Origin of the sequence: Pseudoalteromonas sp. SG43-7, from assembly GCF_014164295.1 — a bacterium.
GTDB lineage: Bacteria > Pseudomonadota > Gammaproteobacteria > Enterobacterales > Alteromonadaceae > Pseudoalteromonas > Pseudoalteromonas rhizosphaerae.
The window spans coordinates 52810-68043 of sequence record NZ_JACJEY010000023.1 but is presented as its reverse complement, the minus strand read 5'-3'; the positions used below and the strand labels follow the sequence as shown (position 1 = coordinate 68043).

Sequence of the window (15234 nt, the reverse complement as noted above, 5' to 3'; positions counted from 1 at the left end):
GAAGAAATAGTCGAACAGGTTTCGCAAGCGTGGAATAAATTCATTTCTGTTCCTGATACGGTTAAAAGCATATGCTCTAGAGACTGGATAAAATTGACTTAATCTTTATGCCGATTGGTATAACTAGCTCTGCATTCATGATGTTCCCCTGTTAAATGCTGTTTATATAAATGTACCATCTGAATAAAAAAACGACAGGGAATTTTTAGTAAATTTTTGCCATAAAAAAGCCCCTCTCGGGGCAATTGGTTGGTTAGAATAGCTCGGGTTGTATTCGCTTGGTTTCAGCGGCGTGTACAGCGCGAACAATCTGGTAGATGCGTTGCTCAGATAGGTTGTATTTCTTAGCAAGCTCTGTGTGGTTGTTACCTCGAAAGTCTTGGTAAATTTGGTTGTGCTTAAGTATGGCGTCAAGCCCAACACCTTTAGGAATATAAACGCTCATGCCACCGCATTGGTGGCGAAAGTCATCAACTATTAACGTAGCCAGTTTAGTGGCCTGTTCTTCGTCAATCTTATTCTCTAAAAGCATACGCTCAATTGAGTCTAACAATATCAATAGAGTTTCAGCTGTTTGCGCTTTGCCACTCATAGCTAGCTCCTGTACTTGGCTAGGTTCTCTTGCCACTTCTGGGTTGACTCTTGCAGTGTTTCAGGGCGTTCGACTTTCATTTCGATGGCCTGATTGGCAGAGACAAACTTTTTAGATGTTTGGCTGTTTAAGAACTTTTGTTGCTCGGTTCCTAGCACCTTTTGTAAGTAGGCGTGATCATCACCCATACGGCGATAACCGTTGCGCTCCCAGTGGTCACGAATGCTGGCGACAGTAATGGTTAGTGCTTGGGTAAATACCGCTAAATCGTGCTGTTTAGTTAGCTCTATTATGTCCTGGCTTAACTTTAATTGGCGGGCGTGTGATAGGTCTGATTTGTCCGGCGTGAACAATTGAACATAATCAGCCAACGCCGCACTTGCTTGCCCTGGTAACGCAGTGTAAATGCACAGCAGTTCGTCAGAGGCTTTGTTGTGTGCAATCGCTGATATATCTAATAAACCTCGGCAATGAGGGCATTTAGCTAGTTTTTGCATTGCCTGCCTCCTTAGCTTGATCCACAGAAATACCAAAGCGCTTAATAAACTCGTTGCAGTCTTCAAAGGCTTGCAAAATTGTTAGGTACCGCGCACGTTGCATATTAACTGGAATATTTAAACGGCTTGCTTGCAAGTTGGTTTGAACGGCAAACATTTCTGTTGAGTCGTCTAGTGATTCCATATCAAGGTCTTTGTAGTAGCGCAAAACAGCCGCAATTTTTACCGTCATCGCTTGTTTCATTAAGCGTAAATGGTAGCGTTTTAAACGTTCAATTAGCTCATTTGAAATAGGGGCCATCCAGTCTAAGCGCTCAATTTCTTTGCCATCATTCAAGCTTTTTGATTGCTTAACACACCAGTTTTCAAGGGCAATATAACTGCCGTTTTCAAGCAGCTTATGTGCTTTCATCATGGTCCATACTTGGCCTAGTTTTTTAAGCCTGGGCTCTTTATCAAGTAAGGCTTGATCAATCTTACGTTTAACTGGCTTTTTCTTTTTAAAGCCGAGCTTTTCCATGCCTTTAATTACTTTATCAAGCTGCTTTTTATCCATCTTAGTGGTGCTGTCGATACCCGCCCAGACTTTAAGGTTCGCACGGTAAACATCATCGTCCATATTGAGATCACGTTTAGCGATTTGGATAAGCTGAATTAACTTTTTCACGATGCAGCCCTCTTCACTAGTTCAACGTTCTCTAATTTACGAGCATACATTTGCTTTCCATATTTGATTGAGCAACTACCTTTTTCAGTATCAACTCGTAATACTTTTCCTTGCCTTTTTGAAATTTGGTAACTACAGCCAGTTCTCCTCACTAACACAAACTCAACCTTATCGCCTTCACTAATATTTATACTATTCATTGGTTACTCCAAAGCCGCCCGTAGGCGGCATACCGTTAAGCGGATTGTTTTACTGGTTCGTGCACAGCCAAGGTTTCTTCTTTGATAAAGGCAACCTTTGATCCTGCGTTATTGATTTTTGCTTGATTAAAGCTGTTCAGCGCTTTTTTGTATGATGGCGAAGTGATCATAGGGTAATCATTTACGCGTACTTTATAAGTTATTGTACTCATGCTGACTCCTCCACATCACTTAAATGATCAACAGGCACATGCACCGGTTTAATAAAAAATTGCTCTTTTTGATTAAAAGTAATGCCTTCAATGCCTTTAACTTGTTCACGGTGTTTAATGAGGCCTGTTTTATTCACAGATGTTTTAACGCTAAGCAAATCGGTAAGTTTTAATTGCTCTTGTAGCTTTGCTAACGCGTCGATCACATCTTGGCCGTTCTTCACTGTGACAGATAACGGCGGTGTGCGGGTGCCAATTTCGCCTACTGTATAAATGCGCGATTTTTTACCCGCAGGCACTATGTCTTGCTGGTTGGCGCTAAAGAATATTTGAGCTGATTTACTCAATACTTTAATTTCGTTATTGATTGCCGTGGTGGTCTCTTTTAACGATGTTTTGGCATCTTCAATCGTCTGATTGGTTTGTGCAGTCGCTATTTCGAGCCTTGTTTGCAGTTGGCCAATGCGGAATATGGTTTGTTCTAATTCGTCTGAGCTGCTTACAGACAGCATATCGTCTGATTTTACGCGGCGGTTTGTTGGTTTAGCCATGGCGTTTATCCTTCATATTGTGGATTTGAGTTTCAAGTTTGTGGGTTGCGTCTTGCAGTTGCGCTAAAGTACTTAGTGCATCGTCTTTACGTCCCGCTAAAATTTCGCCATTAACCAGCTCAGTTAATTGTGCAATGGTATAAATTGATGGCGCGGTATTTTGGGTTAATCGGGTAGTGCTAATTTGGGCTGTTGCACTGTTCATGGTTTATTCCTTACGCTGCTTTTTCTTGTAACCAAGCACGGGCAGCGGTGATCACATCGGCTTCGTTATTACCACTAAATGGCAAACCAATATCAGCTATTACCGCTTGTGCTTTAGGGGTTAGGTTCTCGATGGTAATGCGCGTCGTTATCTCAAATTGCAGTAAGTACTTAGCGCGTTCTTTTTCTGTTTTTAACTGGCTCAAAAGTGCCTTGTCAAAATCAGTAATTGATAAAAAGGCCATGTTAGGCTCCTGGGTTATGTTGAAGTTTTTGAAAAATCGCGCTTACGTATTTAGCCTGATGAATTGCATCATCAAGGGCGTTGTGGCGAGTGCCTTCAAAAGGCATATCTGTTTTAGGATCGAAGTTAAAAAGGCGGCGGCCTAAATCCACAATAGTGCGTACATCACGGTCACCAAAGTACGGCCACGGTGTTTTCATTTGGCAAGCATCAAAAGCGTTACGAACAATCGCGTTATCAAACGTTGCTCCATTCCCCCAAATTTTACGAGCTTTAAAGTTTTCAATCTGGCTTACCCATTGGTCAAACTCGCCTAACGCTTCCGCCAATGGCAATACATCATCTGTAAGTAGCTTTTGGCGTGCTTCATCATCTTGCTCTAACCACCAAAGTACGGTTGATGCATCCATTTCACATAGCGTTGCAGAGCTGGTTAAATCTACATTCACTTCAAAACCCGCACCAATGTCACCAGTCATTGGGTCAAAAAAACATGCACCAATTGTAATAATTGCTGCCCGAGGTCCTTGCCCCATACTTTCAATATCTAACATCACATCTTTCATAACTAAACCCTCACGTATTCTTCGGCAAGTTCTGCCGTAATTCGGTCTTCGCCTAGGTCGGCCGCTTCGTTCATTAGGTTTTTCATCAGCGTGTTTACATTGAGTGGGTAACTCATATCAACGGTTTCATCAGGGCGGCCAGTGGTGCGGCCAAACTTGCGAATACCACGCAGCGCTTGCTGCATTTTTTCAATAGCGGCGGGTTCAATCACTTTCTCAGGTACCAAGTTGGCGGCTTTGAGTTTGTGATCAATGTATTCTTTAAGCTCAGTACCAAGCGGCGGCACATTTAGCTTATTTACGCGGTATGCAAATTCGCGCACGTTCATTGAGCTTAAAACTTTGTCCAACTCGGTTTGGCCAATAATGCAAATACCAATTAACTTAGTGAACCCTTCGCTTAGCTCCCACAGCACCTTTAATTGCTTTATGGTTTCTTCGTCTAGGCGGTGGCCTTCGTCAATGAGTAAAATATGGCGGTTGCCAGCGTTACAGCTGCGGGTAAGTTCATCGCGTATAATCGAATCACGGTCTTCACTGCTGCGTGGTAGCTTTGTAATGTTTAATTCGCGGCAGATTGCCTCACTAATTGAGCTTGAACCAATCTTCTTTTTATCAATCCGTGCAGGGCGTATAACCCGAATGTTAGGGTGCTTAGCGCGTATTTCTTCCATGGTAAAGTTCATCATTACAGTTTTTCCGCTGCCGCATTCACCCACCAGTGCCATTAAGGTACCTACCTTTGCACAGTTAATGATTGACTCAACCACATAGCGCTGCTGCGCACCTAAATACACATGATCAATGCTGTAAATTTCGTTATCCCATGGGTCGTTAAAAATTTTAAAATGTTGTCTTGCTCTTGGTGTAAGCATTTGTGCCTCCGGTAATTCAATGACTATGTGCCCGTTAATTGAGTCTTCGTGACCAATGATCAGGCGTTTGGTTTTATGTGCATGTTTCCACTGGCTGCCTGTGGTCACCGCGTTGTTATGTGGATCATCCAAAAATATTTGGTAAACGTTGCTCTCAACAATTAAGCCGTTTTCAATGGCGAATTTTTCTAAGCCTGCCTTGAGTGCTTCACGCGGTAACGTGCGTTTAGGCCAGTCAGACTTAGTGACTATTTTGTTAAGCGTGGCCTCGCTGGTTTTAACGTTTGCATTTAGGTTTAACCACTGAGCTAACTGCTTATAAGTAATGCCACGGTTAGCCATCATGCGGCCTAGCTTTATCTTCCATTTTTTTTGGCTTAACTTCTTTTTATGCTCGTTGGGTTCGCTCATGCCACCTTCCTGTATTGCGTTGGATAGGCGGCTAGCACGCGGTTAAAAAACTCATCGCGTTCTTGCTCGTCATTAAAAATGTACTGGCCTTTTTCGTCGGCTAGTTCCGTCCAGCGTTTTGAATCAACCAACTTCACATGCACCATATACACGGTGCGAGTACGGCCAGACACAACGTTAAACGGTGCTTTTTCGGCTTTGCGTAGTTGGTGCTTTTTACTGTTTCCCATGGTGGTAACTCCTAACGGGTAAAATTAACCACGTTTAAGTGGTTTGGTTTGTCAAAGGTTGCTAGCTCGTCAAGTAAGCTAGGTAATTGGCTTGCATCAATACTGCGATCAGCAAGGTAGATTTTTTCTTCAGGGGTAATAGGTGTGCCGCGCTTTGCCACAATGGCTTTACGTAGTGCAACGCCGGCTAAAGTGTGTGTTGGTTGCTGTAAGCCGGTATCAACTTGCTCACCACGAACACGCATAAAGTCAGGTGTTTGCAGCTCGTTTAAGTGGCTGTGTGCATCTAGCGCACCACCAAACGGCACTGCTTTTTTACCGCGCTTAGCTTTTACTATTTCTTCATCGCTCATGCCTGGATAAGCACCACGCTCGGCTTGCTTACGGGCAATATCTAACGAGGTATCTTTAGGGGCTTTCATTTGTTGGCCAATCACTGCGCCGTTTACATCAAAGCCCGCTTCGTCGGTTTCAATGGGGGCCACGGTATGTATTTGCTGCTCGCCTTGGTGCTTGCAATACACTAGTACTTCGCCACGCTCTGATAACGCCATAGGCAGCACTAACACTTTTAAGCCTTTGTAAATGCCAACCAGGCCATCAAGCGCATACTTTTGGCTGCGTTTAACGCCCGGGTGAACAAACGTGATCGACAGGTCAGGCCTAACCATGCGGGTTTCTTCTTTATGGGTAAGTAACCAGCGGCAAATATCTTCGCTTGGTAGGTCGCGTACTTTGCCGTGCGCCATGCGTTTCATCCAAAACTCATAACGGCCTTTACCGTGGCGGCTATGTTTGGCTGAGTAATGCGGTATTTGATCTGCGTTGTAGGCGTTCTGCCATGCAATAGCATGCTCGTTTAGCTCCGCAACGCTGTTTACTGGCTCAAACATCAAACGCGACTCAAACAGTTTTTCAACTAAGTTATTGGCGTTTTCTACTTGGCCTTTAGCGCGTGCGCGGCCCACTTCGTGATCAATCACATCAACGCTTAATGCATCCAGGGCGCGAAGAACTGCCCCCGCTGTATTGGCTGAACCTTTATCCATTACTAAAATGTCAGGCAGGCCACGTACTGGGCACTTTTCATCGTTGTGCAAACCCCAGCACCACAGCAAAAAGTCATACAGGTTTGCCATGGTTTCACCGGCGCTTTCGTAATAGCGCACACGTACCGCACCAGAATAGTGATCAGTTAATACATAGCGCCATACGCGCAGGTTTTTTATCTTTTCAAGGTTTTCAGGCTTGTTTTTGTAAAACTCGTCATCGCTCATAAAGCGTTGCACACGGCCTTTTTTACCGCCTGGCGGGTAGTAAATTAAGCACAAGCTTGGGTCAACCTGATGCACATGGTTTGGGTAAAGGCTACGCAGCTGCACATGCGCGGTGCTTTGGGTAAGCATTTTTGCGGTAGCGTTTTGCTCACGTAGTAAACGCCTAACGGTGCTGTTACTTTTAAACTCACAGCCATTAGCCGCTAATATGCTTACGGCATTGGGCGTTTCAACAATTTGCTTACCATTTTTACGATTACCCACAGCCAGCATGGCTTTAAGCTTATCTAGGCTTTCAGGGTCTTGGCTGCTGTTACCTTTGTCAGCTCGCGGTTTACGGCCACTGCTGTAACCGAGTTTGGCTAACTCGCGGTAAAAGGCATCTTTACTTAGCCCAAGTAGCTGTTTAGCTTCAGCTAAAATAGTGCCTTTTTCGCCATGTTTGGCGTTTTCGATACGCTGCTTAAAACCAAGTAAAATTTCGTCAGCCATGATGCTTACTCCTCGTTGCTCATGGCGCTGTCGTTAAGCTCTTGCAGTACATCAAGGCTAGGGCGCATTTTTGGTAAGTAACCCTCAAGCATGTTTGAGGTTTCAAGCCACGCTTGGGCAAAGTCTTCCGCAAGGGTTTTAAAGCTATGCAGTAAACCTGCTGCTAAGTACTCGGTTACTTGGGGTGATAAGTTATCGTCATCTAAAAAATGCTCACGCAGTGCCATTAAGCGGCTTAGCGATTCAACAGCGTTGCTTTCGTACTTGGTGGCTTCAAATAATAGGTGCTTGGTTTGGTCTACCCAGGCGTCAGCCTTAAACTTGGTGCTTTCAAGTTCATTTTGGTAGTCCATGGCTTTCATTTGGTAGTCGTCCCGCATACGAACGGCTACTTGGCGTTGATCGTCAATCTCTTTCGCTTTTTTCTTTTCAGTATCAAGCTCTTTTTTATGCTGCGCTTTTAGGTCAGCGATAAGGTCTTTAATAGCTTCTTTATCGCCCGTCTCTACTGCTTCAGATTCAATAACGAGCGTTTGTTCATCTTCAGGTAGTTGACGTAATGCGCGAAGGTCTCGATAGCCTAGCCCTAATTGTTGTGAACGTTCTAAGAACTGTTCGCCTAAAATGTTGAGGTTTGCTAGACGTTCATTAATTGTTTTTGCAGTGAATCCTTGAAAATGTATGCAGAACTCTTCAAAAGTGGAAACCTGTTTCTGTTTTCCATTTTCATCAAAATATAGTAACCCTTTGTATTCTTTTGATTCTTTTATACTCCCGATTACTTTTAGCTCTGCAATTTCGGAAATTTGTTTCATGTAATTGAAGGCTGTAGCTTGCCCTGATTGCGTTAGTACTGCCTGTTTGGCTGCTAACACCTCTTTGCCTTTGAAAATTTCTTGTTCTTCAGCTGCTGTTATCTCAGTTGATTTACTCATTTAAAGCTCCATTGATAGATATTTTTAAACGCTATTGCATTTAATACATTGCCTTTGGGAAGTTGCTCGGTTGAGCTGCTCATAGCGCAAACTCCTCAAAGCGAAAAGCCTCGTCTAGCGCTCTTTGCATGGCTGAATTATTTGCACACTCTTTGCGGAAACGCGTTAAGCTTGCTTGTTCATAGCGGTTGAGTGCTTGGTGCTTTTGCTTGTGAACAAGTGGCCTAATAAAGTGGTGGCGTAATACCTCTTTGTGTGCACTTATCCATTCGTCTAAATCGCCTAGCCAGCTATTCGCAATAGTGATGCTAAAGCGGTAATAACTACTGTGAGTTTGGCTATCAACAATTACTCCATGTTCAGCAAGGCTTTTAAGTAAGTTGTGTTTTAGTGCAATAAAATCGTGCGCAGCGTCGTCTGGAGAAAACTCAATCATTGCGTCGAACAACTCTAGCCATTCGCTTAATTGCTCAAGGGGGATTTTGCCGCTGTCAAGCACGCCTAAATAAATAGTGCAGCTCATACGATCGCTCCATAATTTCTACGGTCTTGTTCTAGTTGCTGGCTGCGCTGGGTAATCGCCAGCTGGGCGCTATTGGCTAAGGTGATTAGGGCTGGTCCTAAGCGCACTTTGTTTTGATCCCATGGGCAGCTTTCTGCAAAGCCAGCGTGGATCAGGTTTTTAATAACTGCCGTTGCCTGTGATTGGGTGATGTTTAAACGCTTAGCCAATTCGCCAGGGCGCAGACCATCGGCTTCATAACCGCTGAGCGCTTTAATGGCGTTTAGGCCGCGCTGCATGGTGGATGAAATATATTGATCGCTCATGCTGAAACCTGCTTGCTTTGGTAGAACTCGCGGAGTTCCTTAACGCAGCTAGGGCATACACTGTCAAATTCAAAATGAGGGCTGTTTAGCTGGCGCCAGCCTTGGTTATTTGAATAAGTAACAAACCAGTTCTTTGCCACTCTGGAACTTTCAATATGCTTACAGCAGTCGCACTTAATGTTATGAATTGCTGGCACGCAACGCATAGGCGCTATGGTTACTTGTTCGCTGGTGACGTTTTGAGTTAGTAATTTCATGCTTTGTATTCCTTATTAGCCATTGCTTTTAACTGCGCCATAGTCATCAAAAACACCGTTTTAGTGCTACTTGGGCGAAATTTAGACGGTTCTTGGTCTTTGATAGGGGCAGTGTTCATGGCTTTTGCTCTTAACTAATGGGGTTCGTGGATTAGGTCAAAACAGGCTTGGGGTTCGTCAAGCTTTTCGGCTTCGAGCTTTTGATAAGCCAGTTGTTGCATTAACAAAATTATTTGCTCTGCCACATATTGGGCATTGCCTGCACCTTCTTCTAACTGCATCACCATGCCGATCACTTGGTTAGCAAATAGGTTTAAATGGGTAAGGTTGCTGTTACTTGGTTTTTTACCTTTGGGCATATCAACAATAAGTTTGTCTAGGCTATGCGCCATATACATTAGCGGGTATTCACGTCCTGTTGCTGCCATGTACGGAATAAGTAAGCTGGTGGGCATATCGCCGCTGCCTAAATGCTTGTAAAGCATATCGGTGCTAATACCTGTTCTGTCGGCGATGCGTGGCACACTCATTTGACGCGTTGCTTGGGCGTGCTCTTTACATAGTTGGAGTGCTTCGGGCAGGCTACGGGCAACAATACGACCCCACTGACGGCGTTTTGGCTTAGTCATGAGTCGCTCCTTTTGGCAAGCAAAAAATAGCTAAAACGGCATTCCAAAAACAAACAATTTTTGGAACTTCACTTTGTACATTGCATAGCGCTACGCTGGATATAACACCAACACCCAAGGGCGTAACATGCAAACATACACCGTAAACAATATATTGATTTGGCTGTGCATAGACGATAAAGCCATTCAACACACTCCCTTTACTTTGTGCAGTGCTGTGGCACTTAAACAATTGATTATTGACTTGAGCCGCAAGCGGTATATGCAGCGGCGTATTGCTGTGCGCACACTGTACAAGCAACGTAGCAATCAGTTGCTGAGCTTGATGTGGTTGTGTGAGCAGCGACGAGCGCATTTTAGTCATAATAGTGATCCTGTTGGTTCGATGGTTGACTTAGTGATTAATTGGTTACTTAGGCCTTACGAGGCTAATAACTGTTTGAGCTCTTCAACGCCTTGCTGGCGCAGTGCCCCCTTTAAAAACTTAGGGCGAGAATACGATTCAACATCAGGGAAAATTTCTTCAACGGGTTTTTCAAGGAGTTTAGATATAGCTTTAGCAACGCGAAGGGATTGAGTGTGACCGCAAACCACACCCGATACAGTGGCAAGATTTACGCCCAAAGCATCAGCAAGCATAGACAAGCTGTAACCTTTGAGCTTAATAGCTTGTTTTATTTCTTGTGCTTTCATAGTACATTACCTTTTTGTAATTAATCCTTTTATGTAGTTTTGGCGAACAGAGCATAAAAGGGTTTAGTTAAGATTCGAGTTAAGTATAGGGTTCATATTTGCACCCTGTCAATATAAAAAGATAAATATATGAAACCTTTTTTATTACGAGAAAGAGAAAGGCTTAACCTAAAACAAAAAGATGTCTTTGAGTCTGTAGGTGTGAGTAAGGTAACTTACTACCGCTGGGAGTCGGGTTCTCCAATCCCATCAGACAAATTAGCAGAGCTTGGAAAGATCGGATTTGATATACATTTTGTAGTAACAGGCGAACACTCAAAAGGGTTAATTAATGAAACCTTTAATGAGCAGGTATCAAAAAAGAAGCAATTAGTAAAAGCGCCTAGCGCTGATTTTCTGCCTGCAAATCTATTTTATGTACCAGTTGTTGATGTAGAAGCGTCAGCTGGTCATGGCGCAATTGTGATCAGTGAAGAATATACTGATAAGAGCATGGTGTTTGATTGCCAATGGCTATCTAAACGCAACTTAAATAAGAGTAACTTGGTGGTTATAACGGCCAAAGGTGACAGCATGCACCCAACCATTATAAGCGGCGAGTCACTAGTGGTTGATACATCACCGTTAGATAACTTTGTAGATGGTATTTATGTAATAGACTTAGACAGCCATCTACTAGTAAAACGTCTACAGAGGCAATTTACAGGCGGTATTAAAATACTGTCAGACAACCCAGCCTACGAGGCTCAACTCGTACCGCAAGAAAGCTTAGATCAACTACACATAGTTGGCCGAGTTGTGTGGATGGGGAAAGATTTATAAAAGTTAAATTACGATATATGGATTTAATAGGATAAAAATAATAAGCAAGGATGCGGCAACACACTTCAGTTACCCCTCCTTATAATTTAAAAATAAAAGTTAGGAACTGCTATGGCAATAAAGCATGTGATTGTTCATCAGGTTAGGCGTGATAAAACAGGTGATAAGTTAACAATTCAATTACGCGATAAAGAAAATAGCCTTGATGGTTTAGCTGGAAAACTATCAGAAGATTTACTCGATTTATTTAGCAGTGCAAGCCTAAGTATTGGTGAGTTTCAGGTTTTAGATGATAAAGAAGCTCAACCAGTTTTTGAGCAAAAGCTTAATAAATTTTATGATGAAAAAAATAATTGTTCTAACTTCCCTGAGTTAACAAAAGTACTAGCGAAACGCTATGAAAGTATTCTTGTAAGCAAGCAGTTGTACTCAGTAAAAGGAGGGTATTTAGTTTTTTATCAATACGAAAGTAGAGGGAACAACTGGCTCGCAGTTGCAATATTAAATAAAACGGATGGAATTGATATTTCAAATAAATTAGATGTAATTCCAAGCCAAGTTTTAGATCTAAAAAAGTTACACCTCGGTGCTGCAATTAATCTAACACAATGGCAGAGTGGTCTTAGTACCCGTTATATACGTTTTAGAACAGGTCTTGCTGTTGAGGTAAGAGACTATTTCGAAGACTTTATTGGCTGTCAACGTGATAAAGAGGCCGCTAAGCAAGAAACTAAAGCTCTTAAAACAGCAATAAGAACTTTCGCAACTGAAAAATATGATTTTAACGAAGCACAAATTTCAGGAAAAGTTAGTGTTGCGCATGATTTTATAACAGAACAACAAAAGCTGGGTAACCAAGTACTTTTAAGCCAAGTTGCAAATCATGTTTTCCCTGATAAGCCTGATGAGTTTATCAAAGATGCTCGGGATAAATTTGACTTACCAGAAGACCTTGCGATTCATAAAGCAAGTTTACGCTCATATAAAAAGATATCAGGGCGTGGCAAAGGTATGGCAATTAGTTTTGATAGTGATATGCTCGGCAAAGAAGTTTTATATAAAAACGATATACTTACAATTAAAGATATACCAGCTTCGTTGAAAACTTCTTTAGATGAAGAACTTGCTGCAAGAGAAAAAGATTTAGGCTAATCATGTCCGCTAACATAACCGATGTTTACAGCATAATATTTAATAGGCTCCAAGATAAAGTTTTTGGAGCTGATACTATTATGGGTTGGTTACAGCTTGATGCTGAGTTACTAGCTTACTTAGAGATGCTGGAAAATGCTGAACTAACGGATGGTGGTTCATATAAATATACTAAAGCAGGTAAACCATTGGGGGAAAAAGCTTTAGAGTATATTAGTGAAAAGTTCTTTGCTGAGGATATTCTTTTTAAGGTGGAACTGCATCGTAGAAAAATACATAAGAGCTTTGTTGTATGTAATAACTGGAATGAATTATTAGCTTATGAAGAGTGTGTGAAGAAACCTGTCGATAGTGTTTTTTTTGTTGATAAAAATGAAGTTTTTAACAAAGTACAAAGTTCTGAAAAGTTTGTTAACTACCACAACGTCAGTAAAGTTTTTAAATTAATAAGTAATTTAGCTAAGGAAACTGAAGGGGGTGATAGGACAATATTTTATGAGCGACCTTTAGTATTTGAGTTCACGCTGACGGAAACTGATTTAGAGCATCCAATTGATCTCGATGTGTTAAATAAAATACTAGGCAAAGATTTACATAAAGAAGCAATTACTTGTTTGTTTTGTAAAGAGTTGGTGAGTTTTTTAAAAGATGTTGATGTTAAAAAGCGTTTTAGTTATTTGATACAACATTTGAGCTCGCTAATATTCAACGTTCAGCTGAGCTATCAAGGGTATGTTGAAAACTATACTTTTGATAAGGTAAGAAAAGAGTACCAAGAGAAACGTTCTGAGTATACTCAGAAAGTTTATGATGTATTTGATAATGTAGCAACAAAGCTTTTATCACTCCCTGCCGGTATTTGGTTTGCTACAACGCAAGTTGAAGCCAGCACTTTTGGCAGTATGGAGTTTGCTAAAAATGTTACAGTTTTAGTTACGGTTGCTTCATTGGTCGCAATTTTAGTTTTTAATTTATTCGGACAATTATCAACCCTTAAAGTGTTAAAAACAGAATATGTGAGTGTATTTGATCAATTAGCAATTAGTTTTGAAGATGATGCTACTGATATTCGTAAAGCTAAAAATGAAATTTTAAGTGCGGAAACCAAAGTACAATTGAAGTTAGGTTTTTCGATATTTGTCTCATTTGTTTTACTTGGCTTAACATTTTGGCTGTTTTGTAAAGCTTATAGTTAATCTCTTCTATTTAAGCCTTCAAAACCTGAACCTACAAAACCTGCTAATTAACCCCCATTTTTACTAAAACCCTTTAATTTAGCCCCCCAACAAATAGCGCCACACTGGCGCTATGAAAAAACTTATTCCAGCCGACCTTACCCCGCATTACAGCCGTGCCTTTTTATTTTGCATGGACTGGATTTATGAGGCAGAAGGAGGCGACTCTGATCATAGTGCCGATAAAGGTGGCCGTACTCGCTTTGGTATTAGCAAAGGCGCTTACCCTGGTGTGGATATACCTACTTTAACGTGGCCGCAGGCTATGCGTATTTACCACCGTGACTTTTGGCGGGGTAGCCGCGCTAAAGAACTGGCTGAGCATGGCTTACTTGAACTTGCCTTTTTACATTGTGATGCCGCCATAAACCACGGCGTGCCACTGGCCAATATGCTGTTACAGCAAGTACTGGGCGTAAAGGTAGATGGTATTTTAGGCTCGCGCACCCTTGCTGCGGCCATTAACCACAACCAAGAAGATTTACTGGTTGATTACTTTGCCCGCCGTGCCAGCAAGTACAGCCGCATTGCAGTGAATGACCCTAGCCAAATAACGTTTTTATTTGGCTGGCACCGCCGCCTATTTAAGCTTGAAAACCGCATTGAAAAAGCCACTACGCTGGAACCTTTTTATATTGGGGTTGCAGCATGAAGAGCATTCCACTTTATGAAAAGCGCGGTTATGACCTGCGCATTAGCACCTTTGCTAATGGCGAAAACCCCGACCCTCAAACCGTTTGCCCCACAGGCAACCCCACATTAAAGAACGCCTTTTTAAAAGGTTGGCACTCAATAACGGGTGTGCGCCTTGACGTAGAGGCGCGTGTTTTGAATTCAAAAAATACAGTAAGGAGTTTGCCCCGTGGACGAATACGTTAAGTGGTACCCGTGGGTGCAAGGTTTTGTGTTGGTGGTGTTTTTTGTGGTGGTTTACGCACTTAAAAAATCGTTTGCCAGCAAAGACGATGTGAACAGCCAAGACAAGCGCCTGCAAACCGTTGAGCAAACCTATGTGAAAAGTGAAGACTTTACCAAAGTGAATCAAACCGTGCAGCGCATTGAGGTTGAGATAAAAGATTTACCGAAAGACGTAAGTAGGTTGACCCAAGAAGTCACTAAGTTGCAGAGCGAAACCAAACACCTACACGATATTTTAAAGCGTATAGAGCACCCACTTAATTTAATTGTTGAGTCAAAAATTATAGGTGATCGAAATGGCAAGTGAGTTTCAGGTAGAGGTATGGCTGCTTTTTTGTTTGCTCATTGCGGGTGCATTGTTCTTTTTGTATGTGTTTTTTCGGCTTGGTTATGTACTGGGTATGTTTTTAGGTGCGTTTATTTTTAAACGATTTTTTAAGGATGGGGACAATGAAAGAGCTATTTGAAGCTGATCAGCGTTTAGTTATTTTGCGTGCCTTAGCTGAGGCCGCAGGCTATAGCGCTAACTGTAGCATGTTGAGCTGTGTGCTTAGCTCGTACGGGCATCAATTAAGCCGCGACAAAGTACGCGCGCACATGCGTTTTTTAGAAGACGTTAACACCATCACCATTGATGTGGTGGGTGATAAAACCTTAGTGGCTAAAATTACAGAGCAAGGGGCTGATGTAGCCGCAGGGCGTAAGTTTGTAGATGGCATTAAACGCCCAGCACCTGGGGGCATTTAA

At 42.3% G+C, this 15234-nt stretch carries 26 protein-coding genes; 7 read left to right on the top strand and 19 right to left on the bottom strand.

Annotated features, from left to right (window positions below):
* Positions 1-253 precede the first annotated feature (253 nt).
* The 19 genes from H5200_RS12230 to H5200_RS12145 all read right to left on the bottom strand — a co-directional run bounded on the left by H5200_RS12230 (position 254) and on the right by H5200_RS12145 (position 10360).
* Complete coding sequence (locus H5200_RS12230; protein ID WP_182761594.1) at positions 254-592, bottom strand: Mor transcription activator family protein; 339 nt, start codon at positions 590-592, stop codon at positions 254-256.
* Between the two features lie 2 nt (positions 593-594).
* Entirely contained in the window at positions 595-1089 is a 495-nt protein-coding gene (locus H5200_RS12225; protein WP_182761593.1) for a hypothetical protein, read from the bottom strand.
* Positions 1073-1756 (bottom strand): phage protein GemA/Gp16 family protein, encoded by a 684-nt coding sequence (locus tag H5200_RS12220; RefSeq protein ID WP_182761592.1) that lies wholly within the window; start codon positions 1754-1756, stop codon positions 1073-1075. The genes H5200_RS12225 and H5200_RS12220 overlap by 17 nt, the downstream gene beginning before the upstream one ends.
* Positions 1753-1956: a hypothetical protein gene (locus tag H5200_RS12215; RefSeq protein ID WP_182761591.1), complete on the bottom strand. Its 204-nt coding sequence runs from the start codon at positions 1954-1956 to the stop codon at positions 1753-1755. Before H5200_RS12215 ends, H5200_RS12220 begins: the two co-directional genes overlap by 4 nt.
* A 35-nt stretch (positions 1957-1991) precedes the next feature.
* Positions 1992-2168: a hypothetical protein gene (locus H5200_RS12210; protein WP_182761590.1), complete on the bottom strand. Its 177-nt coding sequence runs from the start codon at positions 2166-2168 to the stop codon at positions 1992-1994.
* Positions 2165-2719 (bottom strand): host-nuclease inhibitor Gam family protein, encoded by a 555-nt coding sequence (locus H5200_RS12205; RefSeq protein WP_182761589.1) that lies wholly within the window; start codon positions 2717-2719, stop codon positions 2165-2167. Before H5200_RS12205 ends, H5200_RS12210 begins: the two co-directional genes overlap by 4 nt.
* Positions 2712-2924, bottom strand: coding sequence for a hypothetical protein (locus H5200_RS12200; RefSeq protein ID WP_145236346.1), 213 nt, complete (start codon positions 2922-2924; stop codon positions 2712-2714). The genes H5200_RS12205 and H5200_RS12200 overlap by 8 nt, the downstream gene beginning before the upstream one ends.
* A 10-nt stretch (positions 2925-2934) precedes the next feature.
* Positions 2935-3168, bottom strand: coding sequence for a hypothetical protein (locus H5200_RS12195; RefSeq protein ID WP_182761588.1), 234 nt, complete (start codon positions 3166-3168; stop codon positions 2935-2937).
* A gap of 1 nt (position 3169) precedes the next feature.
* Positions 3170-3733 (bottom strand): 3'-5' exonuclease, encoded by a 564-nt coding sequence (locus H5200_RS12190; RefSeq protein ID WP_182761587.1) that lies wholly within the window; start codon positions 3731-3733, stop codon positions 3170-3172.
* Positions 3734-3735: 2 nt separating this feature from the next.
* A complete protein-coding gene (locus tag H5200_RS12185; RefSeq protein WP_182761586.1) occupies positions 3736-5019 on the bottom strand; it encodes an ExeA family protein in 1284 nt (427 codons plus the stop codon).
* The gene (locus H5200_RS12180; RefSeq protein WP_145236362.1) at positions 5016-5249 is read right to left on the bottom strand and encodes a hypothetical protein; all 234 of its coding nucleotides are present in this window, start codon (positions 5247-5249) and stop codon (positions 5016-5018) included. Before H5200_RS12180 ends, H5200_RS12185 begins: the two co-directional genes overlap by 4 nt.
* Before the next feature lie 11 nt (positions 5250-5260).
* The gene (locus tag H5200_RS12175) at positions 5261-7018 is read right to left on the bottom strand and encodes a hypothetical protein (RefSeq protein ID WP_182761585.1); all 1758 of its coding nucleotides are present in this window, start codon (positions 7016-7018) and stop codon (positions 5261-5263) included.
* A gap of 5 nt (positions 7019-7023) precedes the next feature.
* Entirely contained in the window at positions 7024-7953 is a 930-nt protein-coding gene (locus H5200_RS12170; RefSeq protein ID WP_182761584.1) for a hypothetical protein, read from the bottom strand.
* Between the two features lie 79 nt (positions 7954-8032).
* Positions 8033-8476, bottom strand: a complete 444-nt coding sequence (locus tag H5200_RS12165; protein ID WP_182761583.1) for a hypothetical protein — start codon at positions 8474-8476, stop codon at positions 8033-8035.
* Complete coding sequence (locus H5200_RS12160) at positions 8473-8781, bottom strand: MarR family transcriptional regulator (RefSeq protein WP_182761582.1); 309 nt, start codon at positions 8779-8781, stop codon at positions 8473-8475. Before H5200_RS12160 ends, H5200_RS12165 begins: the two co-directional genes overlap by 4 nt.
* 253 nt (positions 8782-9034) lie before the next feature.
* Positions 9035-9157: a hypothetical protein gene (locus H5200_RS24025; RefSeq protein WP_259399205.1), complete on the bottom strand. Its 123-nt coding sequence runs from the start codon at positions 9155-9157 to the stop codon at positions 9035-9037.
* 15 nt (positions 9158-9172) lie between these two features.
* Complete coding sequence (locus H5200_RS12155; protein WP_182761581.1) at positions 9173-9667, bottom strand: hypothetical protein; 495 nt, start codon at positions 9665-9667, stop codon at positions 9173-9175.
* Positions 9660-10031: a hypothetical protein gene (locus H5200_RS12150; protein WP_182761580.1), complete on the bottom strand. Its 372-nt coding sequence runs from the start codon at positions 10029-10031 to the stop codon at positions 9660-9662. Before H5200_RS12150 ends, H5200_RS12155 begins: the two co-directional genes overlap by 8 nt.
* A 56-nt stretch (positions 10032-10087) precedes the next feature.
* Entirely contained in the window at positions 10088-10360 is a 273-nt protein-coding gene (locus H5200_RS12145; RefSeq protein WP_182761579.1) for a helix-turn-helix domain-containing protein, read from the bottom strand.
* A 129-nt stretch (positions 10361-10489) separates the two neighbouring features.
* Between H5200_RS12145 and H5200_RS12140 the strand changes: the two genes are divergently transcribed.
* From H5200_RS12140 to H5200_RS12110, 7 genes are all read left to right on the top strand, one after another.
* The gene (locus tag H5200_RS12140) at positions 10490-11182 is read left to right on the top strand and encodes a S24 family peptidase (RefSeq protein ID WP_182761578.1); all 693 of its coding nucleotides are present in this window, start codon (positions 10490-10492) and stop codon (positions 11180-11182) included.
* Between the two features lie 111 nt (positions 11183-11293).
* The gene (locus H5200_RS12135; protein ID WP_182761577.1) at positions 11294-12334 is read left to right on the top strand and encodes a nucleoid-associated protein; all 1041 of its coding nucleotides are present in this window, start codon (positions 11294-11296) and stop codon (positions 12332-12334) included.
* Between the two features lie 2 nt (positions 12335-12336).
* Positions 12337-13530, top strand: a complete 1194-nt coding sequence (locus tag H5200_RS12130; RefSeq protein WP_182761576.1) for a hypothetical protein — start codon at positions 12337-12339, stop codon at positions 13528-13530.
* Between the two features lie 112 nt (positions 13531-13642).
* Positions 13643-14221: a glycoside hydrolase family 108 protein gene (locus tag H5200_RS12125; RefSeq protein ID WP_182761575.1), complete on the top strand. Its 579-nt coding sequence runs from the start codon at positions 13643-13645 to the stop codon at positions 14219-14221.
* Between the two features lie 210 nt (positions 14222-14431).
* Positions 14432-14794, top strand: coding sequence for a DUF2730 family protein (locus tag H5200_RS12120; protein WP_182761574.1), 363 nt, complete (start codon positions 14432-14434; stop codon positions 14792-14794).
* On the top strand, positions 14784-14954 hold the full coding sequence (locus tag H5200_RS12115) for a hypothetical protein (protein ID WP_182761573.1): 171 nt from the start codon (positions 14784-14786) through the stop codon (positions 14952-14954). Before H5200_RS12120 ends, H5200_RS12115 begins: the two co-directional genes overlap by 11 nt.
* A complete protein-coding gene (locus tag H5200_RS12110) occupies positions 14938-15234 on the top strand; it encodes an ArsR family transcriptional regulator (RefSeq protein ID WP_182757778.1) in 297 nt (98 codons plus the stop codon). Before H5200_RS12115 ends, H5200_RS12110 begins: the two co-directional genes overlap by 17 nt.

Bases quoted from the DNA above. Each gene is read 5' to 3' on its own strand.
- H5200_RS12230 (WP_182761594.1), bottom strand. From the start codon at position 592: ATGAGTGGCAAAGCGCAAACAGCTGAAACTCTATTGATATTGTTAGAC.
- H5200_RS12225 (WP_182761593.1), bottom strand. From the start codon at position 1,089: ATGCAAAAACTAGCTAAATGCCCTCATTGCCGAGGTTTATTAGATATA.
- H5200_RS12215 (WP_182761591.1), bottom strand. From the start codon at position 1,956: ATGAATAGTATAAATATTAGTGAAGGCGATAAGGTTGAGTTTGTGTTA.
- H5200_RS12210 (WP_182761590.1), bottom strand. From the start codon at position 2,168: ATGAGTACAATAACTTATAAAGTACGCGTAAATGATTACCCTATGATC.
- H5200_RS12205 (WP_182761589.1), bottom strand. From the start codon at position 2,719: ATGGCTAAACCAACAAACCGCCGCGTAAAATCAGACGATATGCTGTCT.
- H5200_RS12200 (WP_145236346.1), bottom strand. From the start codon at position 2,924: ATGAACAGTGCAACAGCCCAAATTAGCACTACCCGATTAACCCAAAAT.
- H5200_RS12195 (WP_182761588.1), bottom strand. From the start codon at position 3,168: ATGGCCTTTTTATCAATTACTGATTTTGACAAGGCACTTTTGAGCCAG.
- H5200_RS12190 (WP_182761587.1), bottom strand. From the start codon at position 3,733: ATGAAAGATGTGATGTTAGATATTGAAAGTATGGGGCAAGGACCTCGG.
- H5200_RS12185 (WP_182761586.1), bottom strand. From the start codon at position 5,019: ATGAGCGAACCCAACGAGCATAAAAAGAAGTTAAGCCAAAAAAAATGG.
- H5200_RS12180 (WP_145236362.1), bottom strand. From the start codon at position 5,249: ATGGGAAACAGTAAAAAGCACCAACTACGCAAAGCCGAAAAAGCACCG.
- H5200_RS12175 (WP_182761585.1), bottom strand. From the start codon at position 7,018: ATGGCTGACGAAATTTTACTTGGTTTTAAGCAGCGTATCGAAAACGCC.
- H5200_RS12170 (WP_182761584.1), bottom strand. From the start codon at position 7,953: ATGAGTAAATCAACTGAGATAACAGCAGCTGAAGAACAAGAAATTTTC.
- H5200_RS12165 (WP_182761583.1), bottom strand. From the start codon at position 8,476: ATGAGCTGCACTATTTATTTAGGCGTGCTTGACAGCGGCAAAATCCCC.
- H5200_RS12160 (WP_182761582.1), bottom strand. From the start codon at position 8,781: ATGAGCGATCAATATATTTCATCCACCATGCAGCGCGGCCTAAACGCC.
- H5200_RS24025 (WP_259399205.1), bottom strand. From the start codon at position 9,157: ATGAACACTGCCCCTATCAAAGACCAAGAACCGTCTAAATTTCGCCCA.
- H5200_RS12155 (WP_182761581.1), bottom strand. From the start codon at position 9,667: ATGACTAAGCCAAAACGCCGTCAGTGGGGTCGTATTGTTGCCCGTAGC.
- H5200_RS12150 (WP_182761580.1), bottom strand. From the start codon at position 10,031: ATGACTAAAATGCGCTCGTCGCTGCTCACACAACCACATCAAGCTCAG.
- H5200_RS12145 (WP_182761579.1), bottom strand. From the start codon at position 10,360: ATGAAAGCACAAGAAATAAAACAAGCTATTAAGCTCAAAGGTTACAGC.
- H5200_RS12140 (WP_182761578.1), top strand. From the start codon at position 10,490: ATGAAACCTTTTTTATTACGAGAAAGAGAAAGGCTTAACCTAAAACAA.
- H5200_RS12135 (WP_182761577.1), top strand. From the start codon at position 11,294: ATGGCAATAAAGCATGTGATTGTTCATCAGGTTAGGCGTGATAAAACA.
- H5200_RS12130 (WP_182761576.1), top strand. From the start codon at position 12,337: ATGTCCGCTAACATAACCGATGTTTACAGCATAATATTTAATAGGCTC.
- H5200_RS12125 (WP_182761575.1), top strand. From the start codon at position 13,643: ATGAAAAAACTTATTCCAGCCGACCTTACCCCGCATTACAGCCGTGCC.
- H5200_RS12115 (WP_182761573.1), top strand. From the start codon at position 14,784: ATGGCAAGTGAGTTTCAGGTAGAGGTATGGCTGCTTTTTTGTTTGCTC.
- H5200_RS12110 (WP_182757778.1), top strand. From the start codon at position 14,938: ATGAAAGAGCTATTTGAAGCTGATCAGCGTTTAGTTATTTTGCGTGCC.